Origin of the sequence: Sulfuriferula sp. GW1, assembly GCF_047300855.1 — a bacterium.
Taxonomy (GTDB): Bacteria; Pseudomonadota; Gammaproteobacteria; order Burkholderiales; family Sulfuriferulaceae; genus Sulfuriferula.
This window is the reverse complement of record NZ_CP170197.1, coordinates 2523949-2537261: the sequence shown is the minus strand read 5'-3', so window position 1 is coordinate 2537261 and position 13313 is coordinate 2523949. Positions and strand designations below refer to the sequence as shown.

The following is a 13313-nucleotide window of genomic DNA, read 5'->3' as shown; positions in this document are numbered from 1 at the left end:
GCGTCGTGAACCAGGGTGGCACGGGAGACATCCGGGCAAGGTCTTTTATTAACACATACTGTATAGACCGGAGAGATGGCTGACAGCTGTGCGAAGACATGGTGGACACATTAGCTTGCCGCAGATGTCGGGTTAAGGTCAATGGTGTAACAGCGGTGATGGGCAAAGAATACATCGAAGACCCCATCTTCCTTGGGACGCGGTCGGATCGCGACATCGTGTCCGTGGAGGGCGCTTGATACCTTGAACTTATGGCCCTGGAAGCGAAGTTCTCCGTTCCACTTTACCCTTACGATTTGGTCGTCAAGGCCATATTCGAGCGCTGGCAGGGTGTCCGGAAAGGCACGGGGACTGGGCTGATAACGGCTGATCGGGGTCTGCATTTGAATGCCTTCATGAGGCCGCTCGTGATTGTAGACATGGCGCCAGCGGTCAAAAGCAGATTGGGCATGCTCAAGATCGTCAAAGCTGCGGCCGTTGAGGACTTCGACCTTGAGCGAGCGATGGAACCGTTCGTCCTTGCCGTTGGTTTGGGGGTGATAGGGGCGACTATAACTGATGCGGATGCCCAAGCGAATCAACCACAAGCCCAACCCAGTGACCTGTCCCGGCTGATCCGGCGATCCCCAGGGGGCACCATTATCGAAGTTCATGCGGGCAGGCAGCCCATAATGACGAAAAGCAGCTTCCAGGTGGGTCTGCACCGTGTCCGATCGGGTGTTGCCACAGGCTTGCAGCAACAGGTTGTAGCGCGAGTGATCATCGAGCACCGTCAGGGGCCAACATCGGCCGCGCAGGGCGTCAAAGTAGCCTTTGAAATCGGTTTGCCAGAGCGCGTTCGGCGATTCGTGTTCAAACCGCTGCCAGGCCTGCCTGCCCTCTGTCGGAGGGGAAATCATTCCATGCCGGTGCAGGATGGTACTGACCGTGCTGGGCGCCACGGAATCCAGGCCCAGGTCCTGCAAGCGACGGCTGATCTTGCGTCCGCCCCAAGCCGGATGCTGGGTCCGCAGATCGACTACGGCCGCCTGCACATCGGCAGCCGTAAGGGTGGGGCTATGATTCGGACGACGGGATCGGTCCGCCAGTCCAGACACCCCTTCCTCTGAAAACCGGGCCAGCCATTTATAGGCCGTTTGGGGGCTGATCCCGAAGCGGCGACACAGCTCTCGACGATTGGCGCCTTCCTGCTTAGCCAGGCAAACAAATTCTTCTCTCAGGCTCATGATGTCTTTGGTCTCCCAGGGCATGGTTCCTCCACATAAAACGTTTATGCAGAAGTGTCACCTATGTCCTCGTACACCTGTCATCTATGTGCCCGGTCTGTACACACATACCAATGCCCGGTCTTGCCACGATGGGCTTAGGTCTCGATACTGTCTGCCTATGCAGGATTTTGTGCAGAAGCATAATAATAACCACCCAATTCGTGAGAGATATTCATAATTGCCGAACCGTATTGAGACCTAACCCCGGATTTTGTATCACCCAATGAATCGCTCCAATTATTAAAGGGGCCAGGCTCGACTTGTATCAAGGGTCGATTGGGCGCACAGGGACGAAGAAAAATGGAGGTTTCTGGAATTGAGAGACGAGCAAAATGATCCGGATATAGCCCGGCGTATCCAGAATGCGATCGACATGCTGCCGAGTCCGATATTCATCAAGGACGAGGACTGCCGCTACATTGCCTGCAATCGCGCATTCGAGAGCTATATCGGCCTGCCACGCGCCAGGATCATCGGCGCGACCGTTTATGACGTCGCCCCTCCTGAACTGGCCGCCATCTACGAGAAGGCCGACCGCGATCTGCTGGCCGACGGCGGCACGCAAACCTACGAAACCAACGTGCGCTACGCCGACGGCAGCGTCCACGATGTCATCTTCTACAAGTCGGTGTTTCACAAAGCGGATGGACGGCCCGACGGGATCTCTGGGGTGATACTCGACATTACCGAGCGCAAGCGCCTGGAAGACGAGCTCGCGCAGGCGGCCCGGGAAGATTTCCTGACCGGTGCTGTGAACCTGCGCACCTTCTACGAACTGGCTGACCAGGAATTCGCGCGCTTCAAGCGCACCGGCGAAGCGTTCTCCCTGCTGGTGCTGGACCTCGATCATTTCAAGAAAATCAACGACACGCTCGGCCACGAAGGCGGCGATGATGCGCTGCGGAAATTCGTCCAGATTGTCACGGCGAATCTGCGCGAGCAGGACATTTTTGCCAGGGCGGGGGGCGATGAATTCCGGCTGTTGCTGCCGGGAACGCCACCGTCTGGCGCCATCGTGCTGGCCGAGAAAATCCGTGAAGAAGTGAGTCGGGTGAGTCTCCGTGCATCGAACGGCAGCGTCCCCCTGTCCATGAGCGCCGGGCTCTGCAGATGCCATCCGGATGACACGCGCATCGACGACGTCGTTCGCAGGGCCGATGCCGCGCTGTATGAGGCAAAAGCGGCCGGCCGCAACGCGGTCAGGGCACATTCCGGCAGCACGTAGCCAGCAAGGTTTGCTTTCAGGTAGAGTTGATCTCCCTGTTATGTATGGATGACGAGCCATGATCGGACACCTCGATAAATTGACCTATGCGGACGCTAAAGGCTTTCTCGATCAAACAGAGGACACGCGAGCATTGCCGTTCTTAATCGATATCGCGCCATTCATGGACGAGAAAGAGTGGTTGGCGCTTCTCAATGCGTCATGGCCGCGTATCAAGAACGCGGATGAATATCGGGACCAGCTACTCCAAACGCCTTACGGCAGGCACGCGCACGAGAAATAGCGCAAATAAATGTAATCGGGGTGCCGTTTTTAGTTCCGGCGAGCCTGATGGTTAGCCGGTACTGAAACTTCGCACCAAGCGCGTCTATTGACGCAGTTGCTTGTCGAAGAACGCGATGGTCCGCTGCCAGGCCAATTTTGCAGCCTCGGGGTTGTAACCGAGTGGCGGCAGATTCCTGGAGTCGGATTCTTCGTTGGCGAAGGCATGTTTGGCATCGTAGCGGTAGAACTCATAACTGACGCCGGCCTGCTTCAGCTTCTCTTCCAGCGCGTCGACACCGTTGATGGCGAAGAACTGGTCGCGGGTGCCCCAGTGGCCGAGCATGGGCGCCTTGATTTTGGCGGCGTCGACGTATTCGAGCGGTGGATAGCCGTACCAGGTGGTATTGGCATCGCTCTCGGCAACGAACACGGCTGCGAGCACCGTCAGTGCGCCGCCCATGCAGTAGCCGTTCACGCCGACCCTGGGGCTGCCCGTATTCTTGAGGTATTGAACCGCGCCGCGAATGTCCTGGCCCGCCGCATCACTGAAGTCGAGGTCCTTCATCAGATGTTCGGCCTCGGCCGCATCCAGCGTCAGCTTGCCGCGATACAGATCGGGTACCAGCGCGCGATAACCGGCTGCGGCAAATTGGTCCGCAACGCCTTTGATCTGGTCGTTCAGACCCCACCACTCCTGGATCACCACGATCCCCGGCGCGCTGCTGCCCTGCGCAGGCTCAACCATATAACCTCTGGCATCCTGACCGTCCGGTCGTTTGAAACTGATGAGTTCACCCATGACATTCTCCTGGTTGATTACGTGAGTATTGGTGATCAGAATGACTCCAAACAGGCCGGTAGGTTCAACCGTGTGCAGGCACGGTGCATGAACGTTGCGCGTTGTTTCAATGTGCGGTGGTTGCGGCGTGACTAGCCGGATTCAGGTCTTGCATGGCCGTGTGCTAAAGGTGTCAGGGATGCGTGTATCCCAACACCAATAGCAGCAGTGCCGACAGGGCCATGGCAGCGTGGAGGCTGACGCCTATCATCGGCGGTGGCGAGCGATGTTCGTGATTGCCCATGCGCAGGGCCAGAAGAACCAACCCGCCGAGCAGCGCCAGAATAAACAGCAGCGCCGCGTCGTTGTACAACACATGAATGGGACTGCTGAAGACATGCCTTCCCAGCACGATCAGGCCGAGCAGGGCGACGCCGGCGTGCCCCGCCGCCAAGGCCCGGGAGCCGCGTCGATAGCGCATGCCCAGAACCACGAGCCACAGGCCAAGCATGGCCGCCAGACAAAACAGAACGATTGCGCCAAGGATCATGTGTTATCCCGGATCAAAGAATAGCGATGCAACGTCAAATCCGACCGGATGACAGGGCCCGGTCTTGCATTCACAGATTCTAAGGCTACTTGGCGCGTTCTGGCGAGGTGTGTCGCTGGTACATGGTTTTCCGGGATAGCCCGGCACTCGGATAATCTATGCGGCGCATCCGGATGCGCGCTGCGCTGGTTACATCCCGATACAACTTGCAACATCTCCACTGATACCGGACATCGCCCGGATACATCTGCCGCCCAGTATGCGTTTCATGCCGTACCGGTTTTGGGCCGGCATTTTATTCACGACTCTGAAGGAGATCGCAATGAAATTGATACGAGGTACTTTTGCAAGACGTGCCCTGATGGTGGGTTTGATCGCCGGTAGCGGCATTCTGGCGGCATCCGCTTTTGCAGTGCCTGCGGGCAGTCCGGAAAGCAAGGCAGGCTGCGAAGCCATGCACGGGCAGAAATCCCACGCCAAGTGGGAAGAGCGTCGTGCCGAGCATCTGACCGAACTGAAGGAAAAGCTCAAGCTGAAGCCCGGACAGGAGGCAGCATGGAATACCTTTGCCAAGTCCAGCCAGACCGGAATGCACGCTAGTGATGCGGAGCGGAAGGCGGGGCGCGACGAGTTTGCCAAATTGCCTACGCCTGAACGCCTGGACAAGATGCTTGCCATGTCGGATATGCGTCGCGCCAAAATGGCTGAGCGGGCCAAGGCAATCAAGGCGTTCTATGCTCAGCTGACTCCTGAGCAGCAGAGGGTGTTTGATGCAGAAGCAATGCCAGGACGCCATATGAAGGGGCACCATTCGCACCCCGCATCCTGATCAAACAGGCGGTAGTTGAATATCTGTGGGCGGGTGACCGCCCACTTTTTTGTCTTGATGGCGTCGTGCCAGGATACCTTCTGCCTGAATACCGCCCAGATTTTTTGAAGCGTTTTCCCGGATGCAAGGCTTTCCATAAAGAACGTCGCGGTCTTGCATTAACACACGCCAATGAGCGAACGGGTTTGTGTTGTGTATTCCAAAAAAAAAGATGGTGCATCTCTGCGACGCGTATTGATCGAACATGGCCGGGGCTACCCCCGGCACTCAAACATCGCGCGTGAAGCGCTCAACTTAATTTCGCCTGCTTTTAATCGAGTACTGCCGTCACCATGTAACATGCAGGAACCAGAAGTAGCCGCAAATGTTCCGCCATCATCTCGCGCAGGCGCGAAGCACTTGCTGAGTGATGCTCCCAAGATTGATTCCATAACCGTAGAAAGGAACACCATGCCACATTCTCATGCCGTCGTCTGGATCGACCATGCCGAAGCGCGCATCATGCATATCAGCCCCGAAGACGTGGAAAAATCCATCGTCCACCCCGCCGAGTCTCACTTGCATCTGCATCACAAGCGGGGCTCAGTCAGCGGTAGCCGCGAGCCCGAAGACCAGCATTTCTACCATGAGGTCGTCGAAGCGCTGAGCGAGGCCAGGGAGATTCTCGTGGTCGGGCCCGGACAGGCCAAGCTCAACCTGATCAAGCACATGCATGCGCACGACCATGACGTGGAAAATCGCGTCGTTGGGCTGGAAACGGTGGATCATCCGAGCGATGCCCAGATCGTCACCTTCGCTCGAAAATATTTCGTAGCCAAGGATCGGATGATTGCGCAGTAAGTGAAAAACCGGAGCCTGATTTTGCATCGACGCATCATTACAAGACCAGGCTCCAATCTTTTGACGAATCAGAAAAAGTGACGCCCATGCCCTCATTGCCGAAATGTCCGAAATGCAATTCAGAATTCACCTACGAAGACGGCGCGATGTATGTCTGCCCGGAATGCGCGCATGAATGGTCGAAAGATGCGGTCGCCGAGAGTGCCGACGAGAAGCGCATCGTGCATGGCAGGCGACATTCAGTGGCGGCAAGGTGAGCAACCAGCGTGGATGATGCCTTGAGAGCAGCGCCCATCGACGGCCAAAATATTTTTCTCCAGCGTCGATATTCATCTAGTATTAATCCGTGAAACCGGTTTCTGACCGCCTTTGCTTATCACCCGAAAAAAAAGGAACAGCGATGCGAATGATAGCCTGTGCAGCCGCAACCCTTGCGCTTGTCGTGGCGCAGATGGCGCCTTCCTTTGCAGCGGGTAACCCTCAGGCGGAAGGACTCACCGAGCAAATCGTCGAAACCACTCCCCGGGAGGGCGTCTATCAGCGTTCCCTGCTGAGCCGCAAAGCAACCCAGGGTGAAAAGTGGCTGGTGGTGTCCTTTCCCGGTTACCCCGGCATACTTCGTTTGGCCCAGAAAAACGGCGTGATCGAGTATGAGCTGAAAGGAAATTTCCTGGTTCGGGCCAGGCGTCACCTGGTGTCAAACGACATTGCGGTGGCGACCCTCGATTGTCCTTCGGACCAGCTCGCGGACTGCGGCGACGCCTATCGGGCCAGCGACAAACAGGTGCGGGATGTTGAAGCGCAGATCGAGGCGCTCAAGGCCATCGTCGGTCCGCAGGTCAAGGTGGCCTTGATCGGCACGAGCTACGGAACCGTCTCGACCGAGATACTCGCGCTCAAGCTGGGCGGCAAGGTAGACGCGGTCATTCATACCGCCTCTATCACCATGCCGCGCCTGGAAAGGGGGCTGGTTTTGAATGGGATAGACCTGAGCAAGGCCACGATGCGGCAACTGCTGGTGCATCACCAGGACGATCCTTGCGACCTCACGCCGTTTGCACCGCTGAAGAAGTACGAAGGTGTCATCCCGATCATGCGGGTCAAGGGCCAGGACAATCCGCATGGCGCCGCCTGCCAGGCCTTCACGGCGCACGGATTTGTCGGACGGGAGCGGGTGGTGATGAACAGCATTGGCGACTGGCTGGTGAACGATCATTTGACCGAGACCATCGAATAAACGTGTATCGGGTGCCTCGGCGCAGCAGCTCCACAGGGGTCGCCTCCAATCTCGCCTGTCAGAAATAAAATGCCACGACTGCCTTGAGGCGTCCGTTCTCCAGCACGGGCAGGGCCAGCATGGTCTGCAGTCGCGCCTTGCGGGCGGAGGCGCCGATGGCCGAGCTGTCCTCCGCCACGGATTCGCAGATCTCCGGTATGCCCAGCATCCAGGCGCGGCTGATGGGACTATCTCCGGGATAGAGCCGGGTGGAGGCATAATCGAGGGCGAACCCGGGTGCATTGTCGCAATGGCCGGCGTTGAAGATCAGGGCCGCGCGGTTCTCCTCGGGTATCCAAACCTCAAAGCGCCGGGCGATGGGCGTTCCCATGGCGGATAGGAAGGTCATGACATAATTCTGGCCGGCCTCGCCGGACACAGGGATGCCCAGGCCATTGCTGAGCCCGGCCTTGCGCGCGTCATCCTTGCGCAGAAAGCGTTCCGCATTCCACAGGTTGTCCACGATGGTCGGCATGCCGGTTTCCCAGACCATGCCCGGCAGTCCGAAGCCGGGGCGGAACTGGGTGCGGCGCGAGACATACTCGAAGTTTACGGCGTTGCCGTAGTAACCCTCTTCCAGGCTCATGTCGTAGGACAGGGCCGGGTCGTTGTGCCATAGCTCGATGGCGCCGACGCTATCCGCGTCGTTGCCGCAGAACATCACCACCACCGCTAGCAGATAGTCCCCGGCGAAGATGGGCAGTGCCACGCCGCAGGTGAGCCCGGCTTCCCGCATGGCCTCGGCGCGTCTGAAATAGGGTTGCTGCCAGTCCTTGAGAAGGATGGGGTGACGCGCGGCCCAGGCCTTGCCCGGCAGGCCCTCGTCGTAGCCGAAGCACATGCGCTCGCTGGCCATGCGCAACTGTTTGTAGGGGCCGTACAAACCGCCGTGGAATTCGAGAACGGTGCGATTCCTGGAGGGTACCCAGATCTCGCTTACCTGGATGAAAGTTTTCATGGCGGGCGTCTCTCTTATAAATAAGTGAATACGGCCCTCGTGCGGTGGTCGCAGAAAACGCGACGATTCATTATGTTTTCTCAGTCCAGTATAGATGTATTTTCGATAGGTCCATCCAAATTTTTTGCATCAAATCCGCGGTTGGATTCCATTTTCAGTTATGGGTAATATCTTGACTGCAATAAAAGATGTATCTATAGTACATCTTATATTTCTGACGGCGGTATGCTGCAGAATCGATAGTGCGGTCGGATTCGGCAGGCAATGTCAGAAATGCTCCCAATAGGGGATGAAACAGGTCAAATCGCTGACCGTGCTTGAGCGGCGTGGCCTTTATCTCAAGGAGGTCAATCCATGGAAACAGGTAAGGATGTAACGGGAGTAAATCAAGGTATTGCCGGCCACGGCTCGTTTTTCCAGGACGCGGGTTTGTCCAGTGCGGATGCCGAGAAGGCCACCGAATGGGTGCGCAAGCACGTCGACAAGCGCACCGTTGATCTGGGCGAGCGCATGGACGACATTCGCGATCACATGTGGGAGCTGGAGAAGGACGGACAGATCATCGTGCATCGCATTACCGACGCACACAAGCCTATCGACGTTCAGACCCTGTTCGGATGGAACAAGCGCATTCCCACCGTCCAGCTCTGGCATCACAAATCCTGCGGGCAGTGCGGCAATATCCCCGGCTATCCGACTTCCCTGATGTGGTTCATGAACAAGTTCGGTTTCGAGCCGGGCAGGGACTATCTCGACGAAACCGACCAGACTTCCTGCACCGCATGGAATTACCACGGCTCCGGCATTGGCAACGTCGAATCGCTGGCCGCGGTGTTCCTGCGCAACTTTCACCAGGCCTATATTTCCGGCAAGCAGCATGGCTTCGAAGCAGGCCATTTCTTCCCGCTGGTGCATTGCGGCACCTCCTTCGGCAACTACAAGGAAATCCGCAAGTACCTGGTGGAGTCTGCAGAACTGCGCGGGCGCGTTACCAAGATCCTCGGCAAGCTGGGGCGTCTGGTAGACGGCAAGCTGGTGATTCCTGAAGAGATCATTCACTACTCCGAATGGCTGCACGTGATGCGCAACCGCGTCGCCTCCGAGCTGCAGACCGTGGATGTGTCGAATATCCGCGTCACCATGCATCCGGCTTGCCACTATTACAAGATGGTGCATGAAGATGCCATCTACGACCCAAGCATCCTGGGCGGCAACCGCACCGCCGTGGGCAGTTCCGTGGCGCTGGCCCTGGGTGCGCAGCTGATCGACTACTCCACCTGGTACGACTGCTGCGGCTTCGGTTTCCGTCACATTATCTCCGAGCGGGAATTCGTCCGCTCCTTCACCATGGATCGCAAGATTCGTGTGGTGCGCGAAGAAGCCAATGCGGATGTGCTGATCGGGATTGATACCGGTTGCATCACCACCATGGACAAGAACCAGTGGATCGGCAAGGCGCACGAAAACAATTTTTCGGTGCCGGTCATGGCTGATATTCAGTTCGCGGCGCTGGCTTGTGGTGCGGACCCATTAAAAATCGTGCAGCTGCAATGGCATGCTTCTCCCTGCGAAGAACTGGTGGAGAAAATGGGCATTTCCTGGACCGATGCCAAGAAGACTTTCGAGGCCTATCTAAAGGAAGTCGAGGCGGGCAATATCGAATATCTCTACAACCCGGAACTTGCGCTGGGTTCTGCGCCGAGGCTGACGAGTTAAGCAGGGAAAAGACAGGCGCCCAGTCTTGGCATATACATGGGAAAAACAGGTGAACCTGAAAATCGCGATTCAAGCCACAGAGGACACAGAGATGAAGCGGTTTCCATCTATTTTCCGCCTCACCTGATGGGTGAAGCCAATATTTACGGCAACCGATTGTTTTTTTTTCTCTGTGAACTCTGTGTTCTCTGTGGCTAACTTTTTTTTCAGGTTGAAACCACAGAGAGCACAAAGGAAACAGGCTGCGCAGGAATGGGTGACTTGTCGCCCGGGCTGCCGGTTTTTTCCCGGCTAAATGCCAGCTTTACCAAACTAATTGAGAAGGATAGACATGTTTCCGAACTTGCAGATTCTTGATGGGCAACTCCATCTTTTCGATGCCCGCGGTGTCGCCAAGCGCTTCCGCCATGCGGCCATATTCGGCGCCCTGGATGCCTTGCACCCGGGGGAGACCATGCAATTCGTCAACGATCACGATCCGTTGCCGTTAATCGACCAAATGCACCAGCGTTATGGTGGGACGGTCGAAGTGAAATATGTCGAACGCCAACCCGGCAACATCGTCATCCGTTTCACGCGTCGTTAGGGGACAGGTGCCGCCGCGCTCGGCTGCGTTGCACTCTTTCAGCAGGTGCTTGATGTGGGCCTTGACCGTGGGTGAGCTTGGCTACATGCGGCGTGTAATGCGGCGATCAGATCGTCCGGGCGATCCGATTTGAAATCCTGGATGCCTGGATCTATGGTGGTGTCCTCAATATTTTTCCGGATCCGGTTTGACGGGTTTGCTGATGATGATGCGCTTGGCCGTTCTTTCCTGGTCCGGGTACAGGGGATGTGCCTGATCCAGGCTCAGCGTTTCGGCCAGTTCTTTTTCCCTGATCGAGATCAGTTCGAAACAGTGGCGGATGTCCTCTACAGTCTGATCCGACAGGCAACCCGGCATGTTGGCGCGCGGTGTGGCGTCCTTGACGACATGCGCCAGCGTCTTGCGCATGACGCGGAGGATGCGTCGCTCCATCGAAAATTCCCTGGATTCGTCGTTCATGGTCTATGCCTTTTCGGGATAATCAAGGTTTTCGTTTCGATTTTCCAAGCCCGATTGCTTGCCCGGCACCAAAAGCACGGCCCCGAGCGCGGGTGCACGTGGTTTCGGCATCCGCATCACCCAAGCCTGGGTATTAGAACTCCGCCCATTCCTCAGCGGTTCCTGGCTGGGCGTTGGCGACTTTTCTGGGTTGCGTGAAGTCGTTATGGGCGATTCTCGCCGGCTGTGCTGTTCCGGTTAAGGGTCTGGCCGCCACTTTTTTCCTGGCCTGCGGTGTGGCATTCGTGTCCAGAAGCGTCGGGACGCTCTTCGTTGGTGCCGCCATCATGGCCGGTGCCGCGCCCAATTTAAATATGCTGACGACTTGCGACAGGTTGCCGGCCTGGTCCTGCATGGATTCTGCGGCAGCGGCGGCCTCTTCCACCAGGGCGGCGTTTTGCTGCGTGACCTGGTCCATCTGGCTGATGGCCTGGTTGATCTGTTCGATGCCAGAAGTCTGCTCCTGGCCAGCCGCAGTGATCTCGCCCATGATGTCGGTAACGCGCTTGACGCTCTCGACGATCTCATTCATCGTGACGCCGGCCTGATCGACCAGCTTGGCACCGCTATCGACTTTCTCCACCGAGTCGCCAATCAAGGTTTTGATTTCCTTGGCTGCCGCGGCCGAGCGTTGCGCCAGATTGCGCACCTCGCTGGCCACCACGGCAAATCCCCGACCCTGTTCCCCGGCACGCGCCGCTTCGACCGCCGCATTCAGCGCCAGGATATTGGTCTGGAACGCAATGCCGTCGATGACGCCGATGATGTCGGCAATTTTCCTGGATGAGGCATTGATTGCATTCATCGTATCGACAACTTGCGCCACGACGGCGCCCCCTTTGATCGCGACCCCGGAAGCGGAGACCGCGAGCTGATTTGCCTGGCGTGCGTTGTCCGCATTCTGTTTGACGGTACTGGTCAGTTCTTCCATCGAGGATGCGGTCTCTTCCAGAGAACTGGCCTGTTGTTCGGTACGCGACGAAAGATCAAGGTTGCCGCTGGCAATCTGGCTGGAGGCGGTGGCAATGGTATCAGTGCCGGTACGCACCTGGCCGACAATTCCGGCCAGGCTATCGTTCATGTCCTTCAGCGCTTGCAGCAGTTGGCCGGTCTCGTCACCGGATTGCACATCGATGACGCTGGTCAGATCGCCGGAAGCGACTGTTTGCGCCACCTTCACGGCTTCGTTTAGTGGCCGGGTGATAGAGCGCGTGGTCCGGTAGGCAAAGCCGGCGGCTAGCAGCATTGCCCCCAGCCCCAAAGCCAGCATCAGCGCGCGGACGTCGGAATAGGTAGCGCTCGCCGCGTTGCCGGTCGCATTCATCATCTCGACCTGGGACTGCACCAGCTTGTTCGCCGCATCCTTGTAAGCGGCCAGAGCCGGGCGCAATTCGCTGGACAGGAAGGTCTTCGCCTCGTCGAGCTTGGCGTCGTCGATCAGCTTCAACAAAGTGTTCTGGCTACGGATGTATTTTTCCCGGGTATCCAGCAGGTGCTGGAACAGCGCCTTGTGCGCGGGGGTGGTGATTCCACGCTGCAAGCGTTCAATATTTTCTATGATGGTTTTGCGGGAATTCATGATGCTGTCCTTCTGTTTTTGCTGATCGCTTGTGTTGTCGGTCAGCATCATGTTTCTGAGTGCGATCGCAATGCTGTCGATCTGCACGATGATTTCGTGCGTCTCCGCAATATGTGGCCATCTTTCATTGATTATTTCGGATGTTCCGTCATTGATCCTGGATAGCATGATGATGCTGATAACGGTTATAGCTACCAGTAATGCGCAAACAATCCCGAAGCTCAGCGCCAGACGCGTGCCGATTTTCATGTTTTTGATATTCATATCAGGTTCTCCAGTTTTATCGTTACGAAAGATTGAAGTAGTCTTGCAGCATCAGCCCGAGCCACCTTAGGTGGAGAGTCTTTCGATCATCCCCAGCTCCGCACCGGACATCAGTCTGTCGATATCGACCAGGATTAGCATGCGTTCATCGAGCGTGCCCAGGCCGATCAGATAGTCCGTATCCAGCGCCGTACCCATTTTCGGCGCAGGCTTGATCTGCTCGGCGGCCAGTGTGATTACGTCCGAGACGCTGTCGACCACCATGCCCATGACACGGCCCGCGATGTTGAGGATGATCACGACCGTGAACTGGTCGTAAACCGGGGTGTCTAGATTGAGCTTGATGCGCATGTCGATAATCGGCACGATGATGCCGCGCAGATTGACGACGCCTTTGATGTACCCCGGTGCGTTGGCGATGTGGGTGACGGCGTCATAACCGCGCAACTCCTGTACCTTCTGGATATCTATGCCGTATTCTTCCAGACCCAGAGTGAAAGCGAGAAATTCCAGGGAGACGATGACGGGGACACCTGGTTTTTTTGAGATACCGGACGTTCTGTCCAGATTGTTTGATGCGGGCACAAATATTCCTTTCAACGGCCATTGTTCAAAAATAAATTTACCTTTCTGCTTGCTTGAATGTTAAGCAGTCACAGGCAAGTTACAGCCGTGGCCGATT

Annotated in this window: 16 protein-coding genes; 8 read left to right on the top strand and 8 right to left on the bottom strand. The window is 56.9% G+C overall.

Annotated features, from left to right (window positions below; genetic code table 11):
- Positions 1-110 precede the first annotated feature (110 nt).
- Positions 111-1250 (bottom strand): IS481 family transposase, encoded by a 1140-nt coding sequence (locus ACFDAU_RS12520; protein ID WP_413437233.1) that lies wholly within the window; start codon positions 1248-1250, stop codon positions 111-113.
- A gap of 334 nt (positions 1251-1584) precedes the next feature.
- Between ACFDAU_RS12520 and ACFDAU_RS12515 the strand changes: the two genes are divergently transcribed.
- Positions 1585-2493 (top strand): diguanylate cyclase, encoded by a 909-nt coding sequence (locus ACFDAU_RS12515; RefSeq protein WP_413437232.1) that lies wholly within the window; start codon positions 1585-1587, stop codon positions 2491-2493.
- A 58-nt stretch (positions 2494-2551) separates the two neighbouring features.
- Entirely contained in the window at positions 2552-2776 is a 225-nt protein-coding gene (locus tag ACFDAU_RS12510) for a hypothetical protein (RefSeq protein WP_413437231.1), read from the top strand.
- A gap of 84 nt (positions 2777-2860) precedes the next feature.
- Here the strand turns inward: ACFDAU_RS12510 and ACFDAU_RS12505 are convergent, their stop codons facing one another.
- Together ACFDAU_RS12505 and ACFDAU_RS12500 are read right to left on the bottom strand one after the other, a co-directional pair.
- A complete protein-coding gene (locus ACFDAU_RS12505) occupies positions 2861-3556 on the bottom strand; it encodes a dienelactone hydrolase family protein (protein ID WP_413437230.1) in 696 nt (231 codons plus the stop codon).
- A 172-nt stretch (positions 3557-3728) separates the two neighbouring features.
- A complete protein-coding gene (locus tag ACFDAU_RS12500) occupies positions 3729-4085 on the bottom strand; it encodes a hypothetical protein (RefSeq protein WP_413437229.1) in 357 nt (118 codons plus the stop codon).
- Between the two features lie 322 nt (positions 4086-4407).
- Between ACFDAU_RS12500 and ACFDAU_RS12495 the strand changes: the two genes are divergently transcribed.
- Positions 4408-4914, top strand: a complete 507-nt coding sequence (locus ACFDAU_RS12495) for a Spy/CpxP family protein refolding chaperone (protein ID WP_413437228.1) — start codon at positions 4408-4410, stop codon at positions 4912-4914.
- Here the strand turns inward: ACFDAU_RS12495 and ACFDAU_RS12490 are convergent, their stop codons facing one another.
- Entirely contained in the window at positions 4915-5073 is a 159-nt protein-coding gene (locus ACFDAU_RS12490) for a hypothetical protein (protein ID WP_413437227.1), read from the bottom strand. It abuts the gene before it with no gap.
- Between the two features lie 291 nt (positions 5074-5364).
- On the opposite strand from ACFDAU_RS12490, the gene ACFDAU_RS12485 reads away from it, so the two are divergent.
- The 3 genes from ACFDAU_RS12485 (at position 5365) to ACFDAU_RS12475 (ending at position 6991) form a co-directional block, all read left to right on the top strand.
- Complete coding sequence (locus ACFDAU_RS12485) at positions 5365-5754, top strand: translational machinery protein (RefSeq protein WP_413437226.1); 390 nt, start codon at positions 5365-5367, stop codon at positions 5752-5754.
- An 86-nt stretch (positions 5755-5840) separates the two neighbouring features.
- A complete protein-coding gene (locus tag ACFDAU_RS12480; protein ID WP_413437225.1) occupies positions 5841-6011 on the top strand; it encodes a hypothetical protein in 171 nt (56 codons plus the stop codon).
- Positions 6012-6160: 149 nt separating this feature from the next.
- Positions 6161-6991 carry an alpha/beta hydrolase gene (locus tag ACFDAU_RS12475; protein ID WP_413437224.1) on the top strand — a complete coding sequence of 277 codons (831 nt, stop codon included), beginning with the start codon at positions 6161-6163 and terminating at the stop codon, positions 6989-6991.
- Positions 6992-7049: 58 nt separating this feature from the next.
- Here ACFDAU_RS12475 and ACFDAU_RS12470 read toward each other — a convergent pair whose 3' ends face one another.
- Entirely contained in the window at positions 7050-7988 is a 939-nt protein-coding gene (locus ACFDAU_RS12470; protein ID WP_413437223.1) for a GAF domain-containing protein, read from the bottom strand.
- A 354-nt stretch (positions 7989-8342) separates the two neighbouring features.
- Here ACFDAU_RS12470 and ACFDAU_RS12465 point away from each other — a divergent pair, with 354 nt between their 5' ends.
- Together ACFDAU_RS12465 and ACFDAU_RS12460 are read left to right on the top strand one after the other, a co-directional pair.
- Positions 8343-9704: a heterodisulfide reductase-related iron-sulfur binding cluster gene (locus tag ACFDAU_RS12465; RefSeq protein ID WP_413437222.1), complete on the top strand. Its 1362-nt coding sequence runs from the start codon at positions 8343-8345 to the stop codon at positions 9702-9704.
- Between the two features lie 331 nt (positions 9705-10035).
- The gene (locus tag ACFDAU_RS12460; protein WP_413437221.1) at positions 10036-10290 is read left to right on the top strand and encodes a DUF2249 domain-containing protein; all 255 of its coding nucleotides are present in this window, start codon (positions 10036-10038) and stop codon (positions 10288-10290) included.
- A 165-nt stretch (positions 10291-10455) separates the two neighbouring features.
- On the opposite strand, the gene ACFDAU_RS12455 is transcribed toward ACFDAU_RS12460, so the two are convergent.
- The 3 genes from ACFDAU_RS12455 to ACFDAU_RS12445 all read right to left on the bottom strand — a co-directional run bounded on the left by ACFDAU_RS12455 (position 10456) and on the right by ACFDAU_RS12445 (position 13198).
- The gene (locus tag ACFDAU_RS12455; RefSeq protein WP_413437220.1) at positions 10456-10749 is read right to left on the bottom strand and encodes a segregation and condensation protein A; all 294 of its coding nucleotides are present in this window, start codon (positions 10747-10749) and stop codon (positions 10456-10458) included.
- A gap of 133 nt (positions 10750-10882) precedes the next feature.
- Positions 10883-12631 carry a methyl-accepting chemotaxis protein gene (locus ACFDAU_RS12450; RefSeq protein ID WP_413437219.1) on the bottom strand — a complete coding sequence of 583 codons (1749 nt, stop codon included), beginning with the start codon at positions 12629-12631 and terminating at the stop codon, positions 10883-10885.
- A 66-nt stretch (positions 12632-12697) separates the two neighbouring features.
- Entirely contained in the window at positions 12698-13198 is a 501-nt protein-coding gene (locus ACFDAU_RS12445; protein ID WP_413439545.1) for a chemotaxis protein CheW, read from the bottom strand.
- Positions 13199-13313 lie beyond the last annotated feature (115 nt).